The sequence below is a fragment of the Kribbella sp. CA-247076 genome (assembly GCF_050942445.1).
Taxonomy (GTDB): Bacteria; Actinomycetota; Actinomycetes; order Propionibacteriales; family Kribbellaceae; genus Kribbella.
In genome coordinates, this window is record NZ_CP192051.1 from 7,466,330 (window position 1) to 7,487,469 (window position 21,140).

At 68.8% G+C, this 21,140-nt stretch carries 16 protein-coding genes; 9 read left to right on the forward strand and 7 right to left on the reverse strand.

The genetic code is table 11. From position 1 onward, the window contains the following. Nucleotides 1-96: 96 nt before the first annotated feature. Nucleotides 97-597, forward strand: coding sequence for a GtrA family protein (locus tag ACQPYZ_RS35750; RefSeq protein WP_433163823.1), 501 nt, complete (start codon nt 97-99; stop codon nt 595-597). On the opposite strand, the gene ACQPYZ_RS35755 is transcribed toward ACQPYZ_RS35750, so the two are convergent. Further along, nucleotides 497-2,704 (reverse strand): glycosyltransferase family 2 protein, encoded by a 2,208-nt coding sequence (locus tag ACQPYZ_RS35755; RefSeq protein ID WP_433163825.1) that lies wholly within the window; start codon nt 2,702-2,704, stop codon nt 497-499. The genes ACQPYZ_RS35750 and ACQPYZ_RS35755 overlap by 101 nt on opposite strands. A gap of 44 nt (nt 2,705-2,748) precedes the next feature. Next, the gene (locus ACQPYZ_RS35760; protein ID WP_433163827.1) at nt 2,749-3,648 is read right to left on the reverse strand and encodes an NAD-dependent epimerase/dehydratase family protein; all 900 of its coding nucleotides are present in this window, start codon (nt 3,646-3,648) and stop codon (nt 2,749-2,751) included. Between the two features lie 304 nt (nt 3,649-3,952). Between ACQPYZ_RS35760 and ACQPYZ_RS35765 the strand changes: the two genes are divergently transcribed. Then, nucleotides 3,953-7,852 (forward strand): GH92 family glycosyl hydrolase, encoded by a 3,900-nt coding sequence (locus ACQPYZ_RS35765; RefSeq protein ID WP_433163828.1) that lies wholly within the window; start codon nt 3,953-3,955, stop codon nt 7,850-7,852. Nucleotides 7,853-8,050: 198 nt separating this feature from the next. Here ACQPYZ_RS35765 and ACQPYZ_RS35770 read toward each other — a convergent pair whose 3' ends face one another. The 4 genes from ACQPYZ_RS35770 to ACQPYZ_RS35785 all read right to left on the reverse strand — a co-directional run bounded on the left by ACQPYZ_RS35770 (nt 8,051) and on the right by ACQPYZ_RS35785 (nt 13,561). Beyond that, entirely contained in the window at nt 8,051-8,347 is a 297-nt protein-coding gene (locus ACQPYZ_RS35770; RefSeq protein WP_433163830.1) for a hypothetical protein, read from the reverse strand. A 48-nt stretch (nt 8,348-8,395) separates the two neighbouring features. Beyond that, nucleotides 8,396-9,505: a mannosyltransferase family protein gene (locus tag ACQPYZ_RS35775; protein ID WP_433163831.1), complete on the reverse strand. Its 1,110-nt coding sequence runs from the start codon at nt 9,503-9,505 to the stop codon at nt 8,396-8,398. Between the two features lie 179 nt (nt 9,506-9,684). After that, nucleotides 9,685-11,916: a transglycosylase domain-containing protein gene (locus ACQPYZ_RS35780; RefSeq protein WP_433163833.1), complete on the reverse strand. Its 2,232-nt coding sequence runs from the start codon at nt 11,914-11,916 to the stop codon at nt 9,685-9,687. Between the two features lie 160 nt (nt 11,917-12,076). Continuing rightward, complete coding sequence (locus tag ACQPYZ_RS35785; protein ID WP_433163835.1) at nt 12,077-13,561, reverse strand: short-chain fatty acid transporter; 1,485 nt, start codon at nt 13,559-13,561, stop codon at nt 12,077-12,079. Between the two features lie 220 nt (nt 13,562-13,781). Here ACQPYZ_RS35785 and ACQPYZ_RS35790 point away from each other — a divergent pair, with 220 nt between their 5' ends. The 7 genes from ACQPYZ_RS35790 to ACQPYZ_RS35820 all read left to right on the forward strand — a co-directional run bounded on the left by ACQPYZ_RS35790 (nt 13,782) and on the right by ACQPYZ_RS35820 (nt 19,345). Further along, nucleotides 13,782-14,366: a helix-turn-helix transcriptional regulator gene (locus ACQPYZ_RS35790; RefSeq protein WP_433163837.1), complete on the forward strand. Its 585-nt coding sequence runs from the start codon at nt 13,782-13,784 to the stop codon at nt 14,364-14,366. Further along, entirely contained in the window at nt 14,363-15,442 is a 1,080-nt protein-coding gene (locus tag ACQPYZ_RS35795) for an inositol-3-phosphate synthase (RefSeq protein ID WP_433163839.1), read from the forward strand. The genes ACQPYZ_RS35790 and ACQPYZ_RS35795 overlap by 4 nt, the downstream gene beginning before the upstream one ends. A 32-nt stretch (nt 15,443-15,474) precedes the next feature. Then, nucleotides 15,475-16,305 (forward strand): DUF72 domain-containing protein, encoded by an 831-nt coding sequence (locus tag ACQPYZ_RS35800; RefSeq protein ID WP_433163840.1) that lies wholly within the window; start codon nt 15,475-15,477, stop codon nt 16,303-16,305. Between the two features lie 87 nt (nt 16,306-16,392). Continuing rightward, on the forward strand, nt 16,393-16,611 hold the full coding sequence (locus ACQPYZ_RS35805; protein ID WP_433163841.1) for a hypothetical protein: 219 nt from the start codon (nt 16,393-16,395) through the stop codon (nt 16,609-16,611). A gap of 26 nt (nt 16,612-16,637) precedes the next feature. After that, nucleotides 16,638-17,660, forward strand: a complete 1,023-nt coding sequence (locus ACQPYZ_RS35810; protein ID WP_433163843.1) for a hypothetical protein — start codon at nt 16,638-16,640, stop codon at nt 17,658-17,660. Nucleotides 17,661-17,690: 30 nt separating this feature from the next. Further along, nucleotides 17,691-18,110 (forward strand): hypothetical protein, encoded by a 420-nt coding sequence (locus ACQPYZ_RS35815; RefSeq protein ID WP_433163845.1) that lies wholly within the window; start codon nt 17,691-17,693, stop codon nt 18,108-18,110. After that, on the forward strand, nt 18,107-19,345 hold the full coding sequence (locus ACQPYZ_RS35820; protein ID WP_433163847.1) for a M20 metallopeptidase family protein: 1,239 nt from the start codon (nt 18,107-18,109) through the stop codon (nt 19,343-19,345). The genes ACQPYZ_RS35815 and ACQPYZ_RS35820 overlap by 4 nt, the downstream gene beginning before the upstream one ends. Before the next feature lie 232 nt (nt 19,346-19,577). Here the strand turns inward: ACQPYZ_RS35820 and ACQPYZ_RS35825 are convergent, their stop codons facing one another. Continuing rightward, nucleotides 19,578-21,017, reverse strand: a complete 1,440-nt coding sequence (locus tag ACQPYZ_RS35825; RefSeq protein ID WP_433163849.1) for a zinc-dependent metalloprotease family protein — start codon at nt 21,015-21,017, stop codon at nt 19,578-19,580. Nucleotides 21,018-21,140: the final 123 nt, after the last annotated feature.

Below are 21,140 nucleotides of genomic sequence, written 5' to 3' on the forward strand. Positions count from 1 at the left end.
GTCTCCTAACGTGACCGGCCCCACTCGGAAGCTGGCAATTGGCTGTGAATCCGGCGCGACGGGCTCAGTTCACGCTGGAGGTGCACAATAGGCCCGATGGGGATTCTGACCAAGCTGTCGAACGGATCCGGCCCGAGCCGGACCCGTTTGTTGCTCTGGGCGAAGTACTCGGCCTCCTCGGTGGTCGCCACCGTGCTCAGCCAAGCGGCGTTCGCGCTCTGTTACTGGTTCGGTACGGCGGCGCTGGTGGCGTCCCTGGTCGCCTGGGTGACCGGGACGGTGCCGAGCTACCTGATGAACCGGCGGTGGACGTGGGGTCACCGCGGCCCGGCCGGCCGTGACCTGTTGCCGTACGCAATCATCGTGGTGACGTCCGCGGTGCTGGCGGCGATCGTCACCACGGTCACCGACCGCCTGGTCCAGGACTGGACCGTCTCGCACGCCTGGCAGACGGTGATCGTCAGCGGCTCCTACCTCGGCACGTACGGCGTGCTGTTCATCCTGAAGTTCGTGCTGTTCGACCGGTACGTGTTCGCCAGGAAGCCCGCGCCGGACGCCGCCGAACCCGCCGGAGAACGTACTCCCGTAGCCACGTAGTCGTCATCACCCGCGCGTAGTTCGCGCCGTACACCAGCCCGGGACCCTTCTTGCTGGTCCCGTCGCCGCGCCGGCGCATCGTCATCGGCAGCTCGACCACGCGCGCGCCGAGGGCGAGGGCCCCGAGCAACAGTTCCGAGGACTGGTACTGCGGCTCACGCAACGTCACCGCGGTCGCGAGGTCCGCCCGCACCGCACGGAACCCGAAGGACGTGTCGGTGAGCTTCCGCCGGGTCAGCACCGACGCCAGGACCGCGAACACCCGGACTCCGACCCACCGAAGCCGGCTGTCGGCGTCCTCCGCCCCGAGCCGCCGGGACCCGGTGACGAAGTCGGCCCGGTCGAGCAGGATCGGCTCGAGCAGTACGTCGAGCTCGTCGTTGTCGTATTGCCCGTCCGCGTCCGTCGTCACGACGTACTGCGCTCCGCCCTCGGCCGCGAGGTGGTAGCCGAGCCGCAGCGCGGCGCCCTGGCCGCGGTTGCTCGGGGCAACGCAGACGTACGCGCCGTGCTTCTTAGCGACCTCGGCGGTGTCGTCGGTCGCGCCGTCGACCACGACCAGTACGTCGACCGGGAGTCCGGCGCACGTCCGCGGCATGTCGGTCAGCACCGGCCCGATCCCGGCCGCCTCGTTGTACGCGGCAATGACCACGACGATCGGCGCGAACGACGGCGTACCGAAGTCCTTCACCGCGAGCGAGTCCACCTCGTCCGGGTAGTCCGCCATCGCCGGGCGCGCCTGGTCCTTGCCCAGCAAAGCGCGCAGCCCGATCGCGCCGGCCAGCGGGAAGAACACGAGCGCGGGCAACTGGTAGCGCCACGAGAACTCGAAGGCGGCCGAGCCCAGGAGCAGGATGAGACCGGCGGCCGCAGGAAGGAGGGCGGCGGACCTGAGGCCGGACGTCTTGGCCCGGCCGAGCCCGGCCACAGCAGCGAGTGCGATCAGCACGCAGAGTCCGAGCACCAGGCCGGACGTGTAGCCGCCGTTCAGTTGGTACGCGCGCAGGATGACGGCCGGCCCGTGCGCCACGTGCGGCTCGGACCCACCCCATTTCACCGCGGCCTTGGCGGTGTTCGGGTCCTCCAGGTTCGGGTACGTCGTCTGGAACTGCCAGCGCTCCAGCGGTACGTCGTTCGGCGACGTGGTCCGCGTCGGCGCGAACCCCTTGAAGAAGTCCTTCAGCGCCGCCCAGGTGACGTCCAGCGGCTGGTGCCGGATCACCAGCCGCGCGAACTCCGAGGCGAGCTCCTGCTTGGTGGTGCCGGGTGGCAGCGGTCCCGGCCAGTTGGGGTCGCCGTAGTGGTTGTGCGCGTACTTGTCCACTCCGAGGCGTTCACCGAGCGGCTCCTTGGGACAGAACAGCCTGGTGCCCTCGTTCAGCGGCAGCTTCGCGCAGTCGGCCACCACGGCGGTCCGGCCGTACAGCACCTGGTTCTCCGCGCCGGTGAATCCCCACCGGCCCGTCTCCGCGTGGAAGTACGTCGCATAGGCGCCGAACACCACCGCGAATCCGGCTATGGCTGCCGCCGTACGCCGTACCACCTCGAGGCGACGGTGACGCCAGGCATTGCCCACGACCACCAGGTAGAGCACGACCGCGATCAGCAGAGTCATGCCGATCGCCCGGACCGCGAACGCAGCCCCGATCAGCAGGCCTGCCCCGAGTGCACGCTTCCAGCCCGGTGTCCCCCAGCCGAGCAGCAGCCAGAGCATGGCGACCAGCAGTACGTCGAACGTCGTCTCGGCCATGATGTTCTGCTCGATCTGCACCTGGTAGGCGTCGAGCAGGAGCGGTGCGGCGGCGACCGCGGCCAGCCAGCGGTACACGTTGAGCCGACGGGCCAGTGCGTAGATCGCGATGCCGAGGAGCAGTCCGACCAGGTGCTGCACGATCACGACGGTGGTGACGCCGCCTAGGGCCTGCAGTGGACGCAGGACGAACTCGTAGCCGATCGGGTTCAGCGCGTCCGGCTTCAGCGCCTTCATGTTGTTCAGGTACTGCACCGAGTCGGTGTAGATGATCGCCGGCCGGTAGGCGACGGTCGCGAGCACGCGCAGTACAGCGCCCACCGCCAGGAAGGCGGCGAGCAGCCAGTGCTTCCTCAACACCCCGCCCGCGAGGGCAGCGAGGGGGCGGGGTCCTTGGGGTTTCACGTGGAGCGGAAGTACTGCCACGTGCGCGCGAGCCCGTCGTCCAGCGACACCGTCGGCGAGTAGCCGAGGTCGTTGGTGATGTCGACGACGACCGCCGGCATCTCCCCGGCCGGCGCCTCGACGTGCTCGGCGGGGACCGGGCGGCCGGTGACCGCTCGGACCGTCTCGACCAGCTCCAACACCGAGACCGACCGGCCCGAGCCGATGATCGCCCGGCCGTCGTACCCCTTGTCGAGCGCGAGCAGCACGCCCGCGACGACGTCGTCGATGTAGACGAGGTCGCGCCGCTGTTTGCCGTCACCGTAGATCCGGACGCCCTCGTCGTTCAGGGCCGCCTTCATCATCCGCGGCACGAAGCTGTCCTTGTGCGACATCCCCGGCCCGTAGACGTTGGTGAACCGCAGCGCGGCGGTCGTCATCCCGTAGCTGCCGGAGTACGCCGACAGCAGCATCTCGCAGGCCGCCTTGGTCGCGCCGTACGGCGTGAGCGGCCTGAGCGGGAGGTCCGCGGTGATGGTCGACGTCCCGACGTTGCCGACGACGGCGTTGGTCGACGCGAGCACGAACCGGTCGACACCGCTGCCGCGGGACAGCTCGAGCAGGACCTGGGTGATGGTCACGTTCTGTGCGAACGTCTGCATGGGCGCGTCGACCGACTTCAGCACCGAGGTGAGCGCGGCGAGGTGGACCACGGACGTCGGCCGGGTCTCGAACGCGCCGACGCACACCTCCTGGTCCGCCAGGTCCCCGGTCACCACGTGCACGCCGTCGTCCCAGGAGACGTCCGGGGGCTCACGGTCGACCGCCGTCACCAGCACTCCGCGCTGTCGCAGCGCCGCCACCACAGCCCGCCCGATGAACCCTGCGGCGCCGGTCACGAGCACACGTTCGTCCATGCCCTCAACCTACCGCCGGAGTGTCGATCCCTGGTCACGGGTCGACAGTGCGCTACGAACTATTGACCAGGGGTGACGATGCTGGGCAGGATCACCCCGGGCGCGGGCTGACAAGCTTGTCATCGGGGCCGCGCAACCCACACCGGCGGACGGGGGTCCCGTGGTGCCGGCCGGCCGTGCAAGGAGCGCGTTGATGAATCTCCGCCGCCCACTGGGGCTCGTCGCGTCTCTCGGACTCGTTGTGACAATGTCGACTGTCATGACGCCAGCGAATGCTGTCTCACCCACGTCGGAGGACCGTCCGGTGGTCACCGGGTCCTCCTTCTTCACCTCGTTCGAGTCCGGGCAGCCGCAGCCCGGACCCGCCGACACGGTCGAGACCGGCCCGGACGGGAAGCCGCGCACCGACGGCGTCCGCGGTCCGACGCCGACCGGGATCGGCGGCAGCGAGATGGACAAGGTCACCAAGGTGACCGCGAACGGCGAGAACACCGGCGGCGGCGAGATCGCCACCAACGCGGCCGACGGTGACAAGTTCACCAAGTGGCTGGTGTTCGAGCCGACCGGCTGGCTGGTCTACGAGACCTCGGTCCCGGTGGTGATCCGCAAGTACGCGCTCACCTCGGCGAACGACGCCGACGGCCGCGACCCGCAGAACTGGACCGTGTCCGGCTCGAACGACGGGACCACCTGGACCACGCTGGACACCCGGACCGGCGAGAGCTTCGAGACCCGGTTCCAGACCAAGGAGTACAGCTTCACCAACGAAGCGCCGTACAAGTTCTTCAAGCTGGACATCACGCTGAACCACGGCGAGAACATCGTCCAGCTCGCCGACTGGTACCTCTCGAACGGCGCCCCGCTCCCGCCACCCGGCCCGGTCGCGGAGTCGCGGCTGGACTCCGGCCCGACCAGCGCCTACAACGCCCGCGCCCGCGTGGGCTACACCGGCGTCAAGTCGTTCCGGTACGCCGGCCACCAGACCGCCGAGGGCCGCGGCTACACCTGGAACCGGATCGCCGACGTCGACCTGAAGATCGGCCGGGACACCCGGCTGTCGTACAAGATCTTCCCCGAGCACACCGAGGGCGACCTCAGCTACCCGAGCACGTTCGCCGCGCTCGACCTGGCGTTCTCCGACGGGACGTACCTGAGCGACCTGCGCGCCAAGGACCACCACGGCTTCGAGCTGAGCCCGCGCGGTCAGGGTGACGCCAAGGGCCTGTCCACGAACCAGTGGAACAACGTCGAGGCCGATCTCGGCAAGGTGGCCGCCGGCAAGACCGTGACCCGGATCCTGGTCGGCTACGACAAGCCCTCCGGGCCGGCCGAGTTCCGCGGCTGGATCGACGACATCCGGATCGCCGCCGCGATCAACCCCGACCGGGCCGCCCAGAAGACCGCGGCCAAACACCCGTCGGACCTGGCGATCACCACCCGCGGGACGAACTCGACCGGGGGCTTCTCGCGCGGCAACAACTTCCCGGCGACCGCCGTACCGCACGGCTTCAACTTCTGGACGCCGGTGACGAACGCGGGCTCGACGTCCTGGCTGTACGACTACGCCAAGGGCAACAACGAGGCCAACAAGCCGACCATCCAGGCGCTGTCGATCAGCCACGAGCCGAGCCCGTGGATGGGTGACCGGCAGACCTTCCAGGTGATGCCGTCGACGGCCGCCACACCGACCGCGGACCGCAAGGCGCGGGCCTGGTCGTTCAGCCACGACAACGAGATCGCCCGGCCGTACTACTACGGCGTCACCTTCGACAACGGCAACGCGGCCGAGATCGCGCCCACCGACCACGCGGCGATGCTGCGGTTCAGCTTCCCGGCGGGCAAGGCGTCGCTGATCTTCGACAACGTCAACAACAACGGCGGCCTGACGCTCGACCCCGCGACCGGGGTGGTCACCGGCTTCAGCGACGTCAAGAGTGGCCTGTCCACCGGCGCCGGCCGGCTGTTCGTGTACGGCGTGGTGGACGAGAAGGTGATTGCCTCCGGCAAGCTGTCGGACGGCGGCGGGGCGAACGTCGGCGGCTACTTCAGGTTCGGGGCGAAGACGACCCAGGTGGAGCTGCGGATCGCGACCTCGCTGATCGGCACGGCCCAAGCGAAGAAGAACCTCGAGCTGGAACTGCCGGCCGGGTCGAAGTTCGGCAAGGTGAAGGACGCCGCGCAGGCGCAGTGGGACGCGAAGCTGCGCACGATCGAGGTCGAGGGCGCGACGGCCGACCAGCTGACCACGCTCTACTCGAACCTCTACCGGCTGTTCCTCTATCCGAACAACGGCTCGGAGAACACCGGCACCCGCAAGGACCCGGTGATCAAGTACGCGTCGCCGACCTCGCCGAAGATCGGCACCGACACCCCGACCACGACCGGCTCGAAGATCGTGGCCGGCCAGACGTACGTGAACAACGGTTTCTGGGACACCTACCGGACGGTGTGGCCGGCGTACGCGCTGTTCGCCCAGGACTCGGCCGCCGACCTGGTGAACGGGTTCGTCCAGCAGTACAAGGACGGCGGCTGGATCTCCCGCTGGTCGTCACCGGGGTACGCGAACCTGATGGTCGGCACCAGCTCCGACGTCGCCTTCGCCGACGCCTACCTCAAGGGCGTCAAGGGGATCGACGTCCAGGCGATGTACGACGCCGCCCTCAAGAACGCGGCCGTGGTCCCGCCGTCGCAGAACGTCGGCCGCAAGGGTCTCGACCTGTCCACCTTCAACGGCTACACGGCCAACACGACCGGTGAAGGCTTCAGCTGGTCGATGGACGGCTACATCAACGACTTCGGCATCGCGAACCTGTCGAAGCACCTGTACGACACCGCGAAGAAGAGCGACACCCGCAAGCAGGAGTACCTGGACAACTACAAGTACTACCTGAACCGGGCCCGCAACTACGTTACGTTGTTCGACCCGGCGATCGGGTTCTTCCAGGGCAAGGGCCCGGACGGCGTCTGGGGACACTCGCCGACCACGTTCGACCCGCGCGACTGGGGTCACGACTACACCGAGACGAACGCGTGGAACATGGCGTTCTCGACTCCGCAGGACGGCGCCGGCCTGGCCGCGATCTACGGCGGCCGCGACGGGCTGGCGAAGAAGCTGGACGAGTTCTTCAGCACGCCGGAGGACGCCCTGCACCCCGGCGGGTACGGCGGCACGATCCACGAGATGCTCGAGGCGCGCGACGTACGGATGGGTCAGTACGGTCACAGCAACCAGCCGTCGCACCACATCGCGTACATGTACGACTTCGCGGGCCAGCCGTGGAAGACGCAGGAGAAGGTGCGCGAGGTGCTGTCGCGGCTCTACCTCGGGTCCGAGATCGGGCAGGGATACCCGGGGGACGAGGACAACGGTGAGATGTCCGCGTGGTACCTGTTCAGCATGCTCGGGTTCTACCCGTTGCAGATGGGCTCGCCGACGTACGCGATCGGGTCGCCGCTGTTCACCAAGGCGACGGTCCGGCTGCCGGGCGGCAAGAAGCTGGTCGTCAGCGCACCCGGGAACGACGCGCGCAACGTCTACGTCAAGGGCGTCCGGGTGAACGGGAAGAAGTGGACCTCGACGGCGCTGCCGCACGACCTGATCGCGAACGGCGGCAAGATCGAGTTCGAGCTGACCGACAAGCCGACGCGGTGGGGCACCGGCCGGAACGACGCGCCGCCGTCGATCACCACCCCGGGCGAGGACCCGAAGACCTGGCGGGACTCCACCTCGGACGAGGGTGCGGTGGTCGGGGCCGGCGGCCTGGACGTCACCGCGCTGACCGACAACGACGCGAAGACCCAGGTCACGCTGACCGGGGCGAACCCGGCGATCACGGTCGCGCTGCCGCAGGGCCGCCCGGTCGGGATGTACACGCTGACCAGCGGCGCCACCGGTGCGGCACCGTCCGGATGGGTCCTCGAGGGTTCGAACGACGGTACGACGTGGTCGCCGGTGGACCGCCGCACGGGCGAGAAGTGGGCCTGGGCGTCGTACACCCGGTCCTTCAGCGTCGCCTCGCCGAAGTCGTACACGCAGTACCGGCTGGTGCTGACGGGTGCGACCGGTGGGGTCACGCTGTCCGAGTTCGAGTTGCTCGGGACGCTGAAGGGGGTCGAGGCCGGGACGCACCCGAGCGAGAAGCGGGTGGCCGAGACCAAGCCGAGCCCGACGCCGTCGCAGTCGATCGACCGAAACTACGGCTGACACGTCAGCGGGGCGGTGGCTGTGAGCCACCGCCCCTGCTGTGACGATTCTCCGGCGGAGCCTGCCCCTGAAAGGTTCCGCCGGACGAGTGAGGAGGGGTGGCGGTCCCCGCCCGGACTGCCACCCCTTCACCCTTAACGACGTCCGAACCGTCCGTAGGGTTGCCTGAGTGCCGAAGAGTCCACATGCCGGACAGGTTCAGGCGGTCGCGACCGCGAACCAGGCCAGATTCAGTCCGATCGCGGCCGCCGCGGACGCCACCGTGGGCAGCCAGCCGAGCCCGGCTCGGCGGGCGTAGACGGGCAGTGCGAGCGCCAGGGCGAGCCCGAAGACCTGCACGGTGAACAGCACCCCGAGCAGGTCGGCCACACAGTGCCGCGCGGACGGGGCGCACAGCGGCGCGCCGCTCCGGACCATCACCTCGTACGCGAGCGCCGCCACCACCCCTGTCAGCGCCGCCTGCAGCAGACTCTTTCCGAACGGCCGGGTGTCCATGCGATCACGCTAGGCGGCTGGGCGGACGGCGTACCTGAGCAGAACTACTCAACCGGACCAGCGGCCGGTGAAGAACGCGGCGGCCCAGATCGCGGCCAGGGGTATCGCCAGCGCGAGGTAGAAGCGGCCGAGCCAGGGTTTTCGCTGGACGAGGACCGCGAGGCCGATCCAGAGCGGCCACCAGAGCAGGGTCGCGCGGGTGAGCGAGTAGATCCAGAACGACGTACAGAAGGCGCCGACCGTGGCCGCGATCCAAGCGGCCTCGCCCCAGGAGCGGCGCCAGAGCAACCAGGCGAGCAGCAGCAGACCGATGGCGAGGGTGACCAACTCGGCCCGGAACATCCAGGTCCAGTCGCTGCGGTCGGCGGCGAAGTGGCCCTTCGTGGCAGCCTCGAGCGTGTGCGTGATCGAGGTCCATGGCCAGGTGAACTCACGGGCCCAGCCCTTCTCCTGTGCGTCCTGCCAGGCGAACCACGAGCCGTGGATCTGCTTCAGGTACGCCATGAAACCGAGCACCGGGACGGCCGGCAACGCCAGCCACGGCAGCGACAGCCAGTCCCGCTTCTTCGAGGTGACGAACTCGACCACGAGAGCGAACGCGAGGAAGATCCCGGACACCCGGACGGTCGACGCCATCGCGACCAGGAGCGCGGCCCGGGCCCAGCGGCCCTGCCGCGCCGCCAGCCAGGCCGGGAAGGCGAACGCGCAGAACAACGCCTCGGTGTAGCCGGCCGCGAGGAAGACCCCGACCGGCGCGGCGAACCAGACGACCGCCGCGTTCGGGCCGAGGTTCTTCAGCTGCGGGAACTCGTACTGCGCCAGTCGCGCCAGGTACACGCCCGCGACCGCACTCGCGACCGCGGACACGATGATGCCTGCGGCAACGTATCCGACGCCGATGAAGCTGACGAGCCGGACGAGCGCCGGGAAGCCGGGGAAGAACGCCGCCAGCGGTGCACCCGACGGTTCGCCGTTCGCGTACCCGAACTCCGCGACCGCCTTCAGGTGCCAGACGTCCCACTGCAGCCACGCGCGCCAGACGTTCGGGTAGTCGGTCCCGCGGTTGAACAGCAACGGCGCGGAGATCGACAGCAGGAACAGACCGGCCCGGGTGACCAGCCACCATCCGAGCACCTCCCGGGCCATCGCGGTCGGCATCCACCGCTGCCACCGCACCCCGTCGACCCGGGCGCGGCGCGCTCGCCCAGGTTTCTCGGGTCGCGGCTCACCAGCCGTCCGCTCAAACACAGACGCACCCCGCGAGAACCACCCGAGCCCGACTCACCACCCCATGCTAGAAGCAACCGGCGGCACCCGAGGGGTGCCGCCGGTCAGGGCTACTGGTCTCCGCCAGGTCTCCCGGGTCTGTCCGGAGTCTGACTGGGCTCCGTGGTCGGCCCGGTCGGCAACGACGGCCAGCTCGGCGTCGGCCTGGTCGGCTTGGTCTTCGTGGGCGGTGTGTTCGTCGGCTTGTCGGTCGGCTTGTCCGAGGGCTTGCTGGGCGGAGGCGTGCTCGGCGGCACGCTGGGAGGCGTGCTCGGCGGCGTCTTCGACGGCGTGGGCGTCGGCGTCGGGCTGTCCTTGATCTCGTCCTCGTCCGGCTCGGCGAACTCTTCCTTCGGCAGACCCTCGTGCGCCGCCTCCATGTACGCCAGCCACGTCTTCAACGGCCAGCCACCACCGAAGAACGCCTTCTCGTCGGAGTACGGGTCGAGGTCGGACTCACCGGTCTTGCCGGCGCGGTAGAGCACCGAGGTCGACAGCTGCGGCGTGTACGCCGTCCACCACGACGTCAGCGTGTCCGCGCCGTCCTTGCAGCCGCCGCACTCCGCGTTCTCCTTGCGGTGCTCGACGCCTACACCACCCGCCGTACCGGTCTTGCCGGCGACCGCGCGGTCGAGCTCCTTGGCGTCCCGGCCGGTGCCCTTCTGGACCACGTCCTGGAGGACGTAGTTGACCATCCGGGCGATGTTCGGCTCGAAGGCCTGCTTCTCCTGCTTCTTCAGGCTCGCCTCCGACCACAACACCTTGCCGTCCGGGCCGACGACCTCCTTGATGGTGTGCACCGGGGCGTACTTGCCGTCGGCCGCGAAGGTCGCGTAGGCGTTCGCCATGTCGACCGGCGAGGCGTAAGGGTCCGGGCCGAGCACCGTGGACGGATTGTCCCGGCCGACCTCGAGCGCCTTCGTCTTCGGGATGCCGGCGGCCTCGGCCGCGTCGACGAGCTTGTTCGGGCCGTCCTCCATCTGCTGGTCGACGAGGTCGTAGAAGGCGGTGTTGACCGACTCCTGGGTCGCGTAGAGCAGGTTGACGTCGCCGTAGTCGCGGTCGAACTCGTTGTTCAGCTTCTTGCCCTGGACCTCGATCGGGCTGTCGCCCTGGAACGTGTCGTAGATGGACGTCCCGTCCTGCAACGCGGCGGCCACCGCGAACGGCTTGAACGACGAACCCGGCCGGGCCTTGAGCGTCGCCCAGTTCAGCTGGCTCTTGAGGTAGTCCGGCCCGCCGTACATCGCCAGCAGCGCGCCGGTGCCCGGCTGGACGGTGGCCATGCCGACGTGCAGGTTGTCCCGCTTCTCCGGCAGCTCCTTGGTCGCTGCTTCGACGATCTTCCTCTGCTGACCGTAGTTGAACGTCGTGGTGACCTTGAGGCCGCCGCCGCTGATCTGGTCCTCGTCGAACCCCAGCCGGATCAGTTCCTTGCGTGCCATGTCGAGCAGGAAGCCCTTCGGGCCCCGGTAGCGATCGTTTCGTGACTTCTTGTCGATGTCCGGCAGCTTGTTGCTGTACTGCGCGGCCTGGGCGTCGGTGATCGTGCCCATCTGCCGCATGCCGTCGATGACGTACTGGTACCGGGTGATGATCCGCTTCTGGGTCCGCGGGTCCTTGTCGTCGATGTCGAAGACCGTCGGATTGTTCAGCACGGTCGCCAGGAACGCGGCCTCCGGCACGCTCAGCTTCTTCGGATCCGGTTCCTTGAAGTACGCCTCACCCGCGGCGGAGATGCCGTAGGCACCCTCCCCGAAGTAGATGGTGTTCAGGTACCCCTCGAGCGTCTTGCTCTTGTCCTGCTGCCGGCTGAGCTTCGTCGCGATGAACAGTTCCTGGAACTTCCGGGAGACCGTCCGCTCCTGGGTCAGGTACATGATCTTGACGTACTGCTGGGTGATCGTCGATCCGCCCTGGAGCTGTTCACCCTGCGCGATCTTGAAGGCCGCGCGGGCCATCCCCGACGGAGAGATGCCGGGGTTCGTCCAGAAGGTCCGGTCCTCGGCCGCGATCACCGCGTCCTGGACGTGCTTCGGAATCTGCGCCAGCGGGACCGTGTGCCGGTTCTGGTCGTAGAACGACCCCAGTGGGTTCGTCTTGTCGGCGTAGGTCACCGTGGTGGTGTTGGTGGCGAACTCCTTGTTCGGGTCCGGGATCTTCGTCGTCTGGTAGACGATGAAGAACGTCGCGACCGCGCCGATGATGCCGACGAAGAAGATCGCGAGGAGCCAGCCGAGGATCCGGAGCGCCCAGTGCCTCTTGCGCCGGACGGGTACGGCCTTTCTACGAGCTTCACTCACAGTGCAATCCTCGACGATCTCGCGGAAGTCATTGCCCCACAGACTACGGTGGGTGTGGTAACGGCCCCGAATCCGCTCCGGATGCTAACAAGCGCCGCGCTCACCCGCGACGCCGCCGGGGTGTGCCTTACCCAGATCTTGCGGACGCGTCAGCAAGCGGTTACCCGGTGACGTGCGGTGCGAGCAACGTCACGGCGATCAGGGCGGCCGGGAAGCAGGCCAGGAACATCGTGAACGTGTACCCCATGATGTCGCGCGCCTTCAGGCCGAGGATTGCCAGCGTCGGCAGCATCCAGAACGGTTGCAGCAGGTTCGCGCTCGCCTCGCCCAGGTCGTACACGACGACCATCCAGCCCGCATCCACCTGCAGCTCGTTCGCGGCCTCCAGCACGTACGGCGCCTCGATCACCCACTTGCTGCCACCGCTCGGCACGAAGATCCCGAGGATGCAGGAATAGATCGCCACCAGCGGCGGGAACAGGAACTGGTTGCTTGCCTGCACCAACCAACCGGCCAGCCGGGCGGAGATCCCGGTGTACGCGATCATCCCGAAGATGCCGCCGTACAGCGGGAACTGCAGCAGTACGCCGGCCGCCGCCGGAGCACCGTCACGCACCGCCCGGGCCATCCGCCACGGCCGCCAGTGCAACAGCAGCGCGAGCAGGATCAGGTTCAGGTTGACCGTGTTCAGGTCGAGCGCGCTGAAGAAGTTCTTCCCGCTGAAGTAGCGGACCAGGTAGACCACACCGAGCAGGACGACGAGCAGACTGAACAGCGGCGAGTGCTCCAGCCAGTCGCCCGGCCTGCGCTGCTCACTCTCCTCACGCCGGCCGTTGTACGCCGAGCCGCGGCCGACGAGCGGTCTGAGCTCGATCCCGAGGTGTTCGGCGGTCCGCGAGTTGTCCTCGCCCGGTGCGATGAACCACGCCATCGCCACGCCGACGACGTACACCAGGAGCGTCGCGGCGAGCGCCTGCCAGGTGAAGATGGTGTCGCTGAGCGGGATCAGACCGCTCTCGCGGCCGCCGGCCTTGATCACCTCCTGCACGGGCGCCGGGCTGCTGCTCGCACTGGCGACCTGGAGCGCCGCCGAGCCCGACAGGCCTTGCGCCCAGACCGTGCCGAGGCCGAGGAACGCCATCGCGCCGAGGGCGCGGTAGTCGGCCTTCGGCACGTTGCGGGCCACCTCACGCGCCAGGATCGCCGCGAAGATCAGGCTGAACGCCCAGTTCAGGTACGACGCGAGCATGGCGACCGCGGCCACGAACGCGACCGCGGTCCGCGGCGTTTTCGGGACCCTCGCCAGGCGGGTGATCAACCGGGCGACCGGTCCGCTCGTCGCGACGGCGTACCCGCCGATGATGATCATCGCCATCTGCAGGGTGAAGGTGATCAGCGACCAGAACCCGATCCCCCAGGCGTCGACCAGGCCGAAGCCCTTGGTCGCGGCCGGGTCGTCCGGGCGCTTCAGCAGCGGTTCACCGGTGACGAGACCGAAGAGCAGCACGACGAAGGTGCCGACCAGGACGAACCCGAACGCGTCCGGCAACCACTTCTCGGTGAACGCGGTGAACCGCAGCGCCACCCGGGCCAGCGGCCCCTCCCGCTCGACGTCCTTGACGTGCTTCCCCTGGCTGTCAGCCATGCAGGTGACCCTCCGCTGCTGGACCACGACTCTGTGTGTCACCGATTTAACGCGGCTCGGCGGCTGACGTAACAGGTTTCCGGCGTGTGTGCGGTCACCGGCTGACATACCCGGACTTTGTCAGGTCTTGTCCACAGGTCACCGGTCTGTTTACAGTGGCGCCACGATGTATCGAGTCGATACATCAGGTCATGACAAACCGGACCGAGGGAGGTGGCTCATGGGAAACCGCAGTGGGGTCCTGGAGCTCGCCGTACTCGGTCTGCTGCACGAAGCGCCGATGCACGGTTACGAGCTCCGCAAGCGCGTCAACGCACAGTTCGGCTGGGGACGCGTGCTGTCGTTCGGATCGCTCTACCCGTGCCTGAAGGCGATGCTCCGCAACGGCCTGATCACGGCCGACTCCGGTACGCCGGAGTCCGGTCGCAGGCCCAAGATCGTCTACACGATCACCGCCGACGGCAAGGACCACTTCGCGCACGCGATGCACGACGCGGGTCCGTCGGCGTGGGAGGACGACACGTTCGGCGTCCGGTTCTCGTTCTTCGGCCGGACCGATCCGGCCACCCGGTTGCGCATCCTCGAGGGCCGGCGAGCCCGGATGGAGGAGCGGCTGGCCAACTTCCGGGCAGCGATGAGCCGGACCGCGGAGCGGATGGACGCCTACACCCTCGAGCTGCAACGGCACGGCCTGGAGTCGGCCGAGCGCGAGGTCCGCTGGCTGAACGAACTGATCGACGGCGAGCGGCGGCAACAGCGGCCCCCTGACCAGCACCAACCGCCTACCCAAGGAGATCCCAGATGACCTCGATCCGCGTAGCGATCGTCGGCGTCGGCAACTGCGCCAGCTCGCTCGTCCAGGGCGTGCACTACTACCGGGACGCGAAGCCCGAGGAACGCGTACCCGGCCTGATGCACGTCGTGTTCGGCGACTACCACGTCAAGGACGTGCAGTTCGTCGCCGCCTTCGACGTCGACGGCAAGAAGGTCGGCCTGGACCTCGCCGACGCCATCGGCGCCAGCGAGAACAACACGATCAAGATCTGCGACGTCCCGCCGACCGGCGTGACGGTGCAGCGCGGTCACACCCTCGACGGCCTCGGCAAGTACTACCGCGAGACCATCACCGAGTCCGACGCCCAGCCGGTCGACGTGGTCGCCGCGCTGCGTGAGGCGCAGGTCGACGTACTGGTCTGCTACCTCCCGGTCGGCTCGGAGCAGGCGGCGAAGTTCTACGCGCAGTGCGCGATCGACGCGGGTGTCGCGTTCGTGAACGCGCTGCCGGTGTTCATCGCCGGCACCAAGGAGTGGGCGGACAAGTTCACCGCGGCCGGCGTCCCGATCGTCGGCGACGACATCAAGTCGCAGATCGGCGCGACCATCACCCACCGCGTGCTGACCAAGCTGTTCGAGGACCGCGGCGTCACCGTCGACCGCACGTACCAGCTGAACGTCGGCGGCAACATGGACTTCAAGAACATGCTCGAGCGCGAGCGGCTGGAGTCCAAGAAGATCAGCAAGACCCAGTCGGTCACCTCCCAGCTGCGGGACGAGATCGACGACCGCAACGTGCACATCGGCCCGTCCGACTACGTGGCCTGGCTGGACGACCGCAAGTGGGCGTTCATCCGGCTGGAGGGCCGCAACTTCGGCGACGTCCCGCTGTCGCTGGAGTACAAGCTCGAGGTCTGGGACTCGCCGAACTCGGCCGGCATCATCATCGACGCGATCCGGGCGGCGAAGATCGCCAAGGACCGCGGCGTCGGCGGGCCGATCCTGTCGGCGTCGTCGTACTTCATGAAGTCGCCGCCGGAGCAGTACGCCGACGACGTCTGCCGCGAGCTGGTGGAGAAGTTCATCCGCGGCGAGGTCGAGCGCTGAGGTCTCGCTGGGTTGCTCGCTAGGTTGTAGGTGTGCGGCTTCACGTGGGATGTGCCCAGTGGACACATCCCGCGTGGCCGCAACCCTCCCGGGACAAGCTCCGGGCGTACGCCACCTGGTGCAACGCGGTCGAGAGCAACACGACCTTCTACGCGACGCCGTCCCGCTCGTCCGTCTCCTCCTGGGCCGACCAGACACCGCCTGACTTCCGCTTCGTGGTCAAGCTCCCGCAGCTCATCACCCACGAACGCCGGCTCTCAGGTGTCGAGGTCGAGCTGCGCGCCTTCCTGAACGCGATCGAGCCGCTCGGCTCTCGCACCCACGTCGTCTGGATCCAGCTGCCGCCCTCGTTCTCCCCGAACGACCTCGGCACGCTGGCCGCCTTCCTGCACCAGGCCCCACGCGACCACCGGTACGCCGTCGAGGTCCGCCATCCACTGTTCTTCTCCGACGCCCGGACCGCCGAGCTGCTGGAGCGCGTCCTCGCCCGCGTCGACGCCGAATGGATCCCGTTCGACACCGGCACGCTGTTCGCCCGGCGCCCGACCAGCTTCGCCGAACGCGACGCGTGGATGAAGAAGCCCCGCGTGGTCCGTCGTACCCGCGCGCTCACCGGTCACCCGATCGTCCGGTACATCGGCCGCGACTCCGTCACCGAGACCGTCGAAGGCTGGGCCTACCTCGTCGACCTGACCGTGCAGTGGCTGTTCGAAGGCCGCTCACCGACGATCTTCCTCCACACTCCCGACAACGCCGAGTCGCTCAACCTCGCCCGCCGCTTCCACGCCGCCGTCGGAGCCGTCCTCCCGGACCTCGAACCGCTCCCCACCCCGCTCGACCCCGAGCCACCGACGCTCTTCTAGGGGTTTTCCACAGCCGGAAAGTTCGTCGTCCGAGGACGGGCGAATCTCCATATGTTCTCCGCCGAGACCAACCTCGGGAGAACAGCCATGTCGTACGAAACCTTCGCCCCACAAGCAACCACCACCGTCGCCGATGCTCAGGCAGCGGCTGAGCGCTCCACGCCCGCGGAGCGGAAGGCCCGCGCGGAGTGGCTCGCCGCCGAGTTCCGCCGCCGCGCGGCGATCTGCAACGATCCGCACGAAGAAGCCAACCTCCTACGCTCCGCGGACTCCCTCCTCCGCCTGGCCGCGGCGTACCAGCCGTGACCGCCTCGCCCAGCTCGCCTCTGACTGTGGACGCAGCCGGCTCGTTGGAGGAGCTGCTCGCCCGCAGTGGGCCGGCGGCGGTCATGATCTCCGGCGCGGAGCAGTCGGCGTGGAGCGGCGAGATCGTCGAGGCGACCGGCGAGAGTCTCGGCCTCGCCCACTGGGACGGCACGCTGTACCTCGGCGAGCGGATCCTCGACCCGCTCCGCCAGATGTACGCACGATCCGGCGAGCGCCAACCGACCGCGGACCTCGTCCGCTACCGGGAGTCCCTCGCGACGATCCTGCACGAGCACGCCCACTTCCTCGGTCCGGCCGACGCTGACCAGGAGGCGGCTCGGGGCGCCTTCATCCAGCCCGGCGGCCGCCAGCTCGAAGAGGGCATCACCGAAGCCTGGGCGCGCGACCACCTGAACGACTTCCTCACCCACCTCGGCGTCGACAAAGTTGCCCCCGGCATCGAAGACGTCCACGCCGACGGTTACTACCCGGCGTTCGTGCCCGCCGCCCGCATTCTGACGACCGACCTGGAGAAGCGCACCAACCTCAACCGCGGCGACGTCCTCAACACCCTCAACCGCCAAACCGCCGAAGGCCAGCTCCCCACGCTGGTGGCCCTCCTGTACAACTCCACCCGCCTCCCGGACCTCGACTCAGCCGAGCAGGCCGCCGCCAACCGCACCCACCTCGAAGCTCTCCTCCGCGACGGCCTGGCCCGCCTGGACGCCTACCAACACCACCCACCCGGCTTCGCCGCCGCACGCTCCCGCTCCCTCACCGGCGAGCTCCTCACCCGCGTCCAAGCTCATCTCACCTCCGCCGAGTCCGCCCACCACCCCCACCCCACCGCCTGCGCCCTGCCTGCGCCGCGCCTTCCGACTCCCACGGCTCGTGCTGGACCGGACGCGAGGTCCTCGGCGCGCCTCGTCCCCTCTCCTGTCGACGCCGCCTTCTCCGGCCTGGCACCACCGACCGCGGTCTCCCCGATCCACGGATCGGCCGTCCCAGCGGGGCGCGTTCGCAGCCCGTCCCAGGCCCTGAGCCGCTGACCCCTGCCACCCTGCCCGCGATACTGAGGCATGGACTACGACGGATTCGATGCGGAGTACGGGCGGGTCCTGGCAGCCGCCAGGTCACTGGATGCGGCCTCGCTCGCGATCGAGGTCGAGCGGCTGCGAACGCTGGTGGAGACTGTTCAGCCTCCCGCGGAGCAGGAGGCCGCGCGGATGCTGATGCTGTCGCTGGACAGCGCCTTGAGCGTCGAGCAGCCGCCGCTGTCCGATGCCATGGCTGCCGCCCTCACGGTGCATCGCGCAGCACGTACGTCGCCGGGCACAGCAGACGAGCGGATCGCGCAACTCGGGGCTGCCATCGAGGAGATCGGCCGGATCGCTGATTCGGCCGACCCGGCCGAGCAGGGCCGCATCCTCGATCTGAACGAGTCGCTGTCGATGCTGCAGGAATCTCTACGGATCACCGCCAGTCGCGACGAGCCGTGAGGGCAACTGAGTACGCCGGGTACGGTGGCGGGACGTCGCCGTCGAGGGAGCTGTGGATGAACCTGGTCGAGGAAGCCGCCGCCGTCGCACCCGAGTTGGCCGAGCTGCGGCGGGAGTTGCATCGGGAGCCCGAGGTCGGGCTGCAGTTGCCGAAGACGCAAGCGATGGTGCTCGACGCGCTGGCTGGACTTCCGCTGGAGATCACCACCGGCAAGGAGCTGACGTCGGTCGTCGGTGTACTGCGTGGTGGTCAGCCAGGGCCGACGGTGCTGCTCCGGGGTGACATGGACGCGCTGCCGGTGGTCGAGGAGACCGAGCTCGAATACGCGTCCACCAACGGGAACATGCATGCCTGCGGCCACGACCTGCACACGGCCGGGCTCGTCGGTGCGGCCCGGCTGCTGAGCGCACATCGCGAGGAGCTTCGGGGCAACGTGCTCTTCATGTTCCAGCCCGGCGAGGAAGGTCTGGGCGGCGCGGGCTACATGCTCAGGGAGGGGTTGCTGCAGGCAACTGGCGACAAACCGATCGCCGCGTACGCGATCCACGTCTGGTCGATGGCCGCCAAGGGACTGTTCCAGACCCGGCCGGGCACGGTGATGGCCGGCTCGAACCAGTTGCACGTCACGGTGCACGGCAAGGGCGGGCACGGCTCGTCGCCGTACATGAGCGTGGATCCCGTGCCAGTCGTGGCCGAGCTGGTGCTGGCGTTGCAGACGTACGCGACCCGCAGGGTGAACGTGTTCGACCCCGTCGTGATCACGGTGACTCAGCTCGAGGCCGGGATCGCGGTCAACGTCATCCCGAACACGGCCCGCCTCGGCGCGACCGTGCGTACGCTCTCGAACGAGACCTTCGACCAGTTGTCGCGGGAGCTGCCGGCGCTAGCGCGGGGGATCGCGGCCGCGCACGGCTGCACGGTCGAGGCAACCTTCGCCAAGCAGTACCCGGTGACGATCAACGACGCGGGGCGTACGGCGGGGACCTCAGCGCGACTGACCGAGGTGTTCGGTGCCGAGCGAGTGACGCCGTTGGACGACCCGCTGATGGGGTCGGAGGACTTCTCGATGGTGCTGGCCGAGGTGCCCGGCACGTTCTTGATGCTGGGAGCGCGGCCGGACGACGTCGGAGAGGACGGTCCGTCCAACCACTCGAGCGTGGTGCGCTTCGACGACGCCGTCCTGGGTGATCAGGCAGCTGCGCTCGCGTCGCTGGCCGTCCACCACCTGACCTGACCGGCGCCTGATCTGACCGGCGTCTGCGGCGAGCTCGGGCCTGAGGTGAGCTCGGGCCTGAGGTGAGGTGGGGCCTGCGGCTGGTCGGCCCGCCAGAGGCCGGCCAGCCGCAGGGTTCAGCAGGGCGGTGTGCCGATGTACTACGTACCCGGCTCACGCGCGGGTAACCCGGGGCCGTCGGTCTCGGTGGGATCGGCGGCCCCGGGAACTAGGGCGTGTCTGACACGCCTGGTCAGCTGACGCGGACCGTGTAGCCGCCGCGGCTGCCGTAGGTGGAGTAGCCGGTGTTCAGCGGGTTGCCGTAGCCGGTGTTCTCGACCCGGAGGTAGTACCGCCCGGCGGTGACCTGGCGGCTGAGGCTCGCGCTCAGGCCGGTCGGCGTGGCCGAGTTCGACTGGCCGGCGGCCGGGTCGGCGGTGGCCAGGACGGTGCCGGCCGAGTTCAGCAGCTGGAGCTTGATATCGAGGTCGGCGCCGGACGCGGCCGCGTTCGCCGCGAACGTGAAGGTGCCGGCCGAGAGGTCGATCCGGAACATGTCGACGTCCGAGTCGCTCGCGTAGACACCGCTCACGCTGGTGCCGAGGGTGAGCGCGGTCGCGTTGCCGGTGGTGTCACCGTGCTCGTCGGCCCGCAGCGCCAGACCGTTCTGGCCGGCCACCGCGAAGTCGTCCTCCTTGTTGTTCGCGCCGGAGTACTCACCCTTGCTCCACTGGCTGATCGCCTTGGAGTAGCCGACGCCCATGATCGGGGCCCAGGCGCCGTGGCCCTGGTAGTACCCGACCGACGCCGTACCGTCGTGGCTCAGGCCGATGTTGTGGCCGGCCTCGTGCGACGCGGCCTCGGCGATGTTCTTCGCGCCGGTGCCGACGCCCTTCGTGAAGACCAGGGCCGGCTGGTAGTACGAGTGGTTGCTGGTGTTGTCGTACACACCGACGTACGCGACACCGCCGCAGCCACAGCCGGACTGGTACCAGGTGGTCGGGTCGATCAGCACCCGGGTGCCGTACTGCTGGTCGGACGAGCCCGACCGGGTGATCGCCGCGGCCGGCGGCTCCTGGGTGGTGACGTCCACGTCAAACGGCGCGTAGTCCTCGGCCACCCGGGTCCACACGTCGCGGACGACGTCCTGCTCGGCCGTGCTCCACGTGCTGGTGTTGCCGTTGGTGTCGTACGGCGTCACGTTCACGGTGGCCGGCTTGCCGTTGGTGTTCCACGCCGTACCGGTGATCGTGTGGCCGGTGAAGTCCAGGTAGATGACCCGATTGGAGCCCGGCTTGCTGTGCAGCTCGAACGCGGGTCCGGTCGCGGCGGCGACCGCCTTGGTGGCCCAGCGCGGGGACGGCGCCGCGGCCTGCTTGGTGCCGGAGACCGGCTCGCGGTAGAAGAGCCGGCCGTCCTTGTCCAGCCAGCTGGTCTTGTCGGTGGCCAGGATGCGCTGGAGCTGCGCGGCCGGGAGGCCGTTGCGCTCGGACACCTCGGCGAGCCGGGACTGGACCCGGCCGAGCGCGCTCTTGCCCTGGAGCTCCTGACCCAGGAGCTGGTCGATCGGGGTGGGGACGGCCTGCTGGGCGTCGGCCTGGTCGCCGGCGGCTGTGGTGGCCACGGCCAGCGCGCCGAAGACGACGGCACCGGCGCCGGCCAGGGCACCGATGCGGCGGAAACGGGTGTGCATTAGGGGGTCCTCCTCAGGGACTCCTACGCCTCACTTGTGACATGCCTCACGTGCGGTGGGCGGATCCGCACTGTGCGTAGCCTGCCCGATGGTTGCGCGGCTGGGAATAGCTTTCCGCCGAAT

Coding starts and splice junctions, on each gene's coding strand:
- ACQPYZ_RS35750 (WP_433163823.1), top strand. CDS start 97: ATGGGGATTCTGACCAAGCTGTCGAACGGATCCGGCCCGAGCCGGACC.
- ACQPYZ_RS35760 (WP_433163827.1), bottom strand. CDS start 3,648: ATGGACGAACGTGTGCTCGTGACCGGCGCCGCAGGGTTCATCGGGCGG.
- ACQPYZ_RS35770 (WP_433163830.1), bottom strand. CDS start 8,347: ATGGACACCCGGCCGTTCGGAAAGAGTCTGCTGCAGGCGGCGCTGACA.
- ACQPYZ_RS35775 (WP_433163831.1), bottom strand. CDS start 9,505: ATGCCGACCGCGATGGCCCGGGAGGTGCTCGGATGGTGGCTGGTCACC.
- ACQPYZ_RS35785 (WP_433163835.1), bottom strand. CDS start 13,561: ATGGCTGACAGCCAGGGGAAGCACGTCAAGGACGTCGAGCGGGAGGGG.
- ACQPYZ_RS35790 (WP_433163837.1), top strand. CDS start 13,782: ATGGGAAACCGCAGTGGGGTCCTGGAGCTCGCCGTACTCGGTCTGCTG.
- ACQPYZ_RS35795 (WP_433163839.1), top strand. CDS start 14,363: ATGACCTCGATCCGCGTAGCGATCGTCGGCGTCGGCAACTGCGCCAGC.
- ACQPYZ_RS35805 (WP_433163841.1), top strand. CDS start 16,393: ATGTCGTACGAAACCTTCGCCCCACAAGCAACCACCACCGTCGCCGAT.
- ACQPYZ_RS35815 (WP_433163845.1), top strand. CDS start 17,691: ATGGACTACGACGGATTCGATGCGGAGTACGGGCGGGTCCTGGCAGCC.
- ACQPYZ_RS35825 (WP_433163849.1), bottom strand. CDS start 21,017: ATGCACACCCGTTTCCGCCGCATCGGTGCCCTGGCCGGCGCCGGTGCC.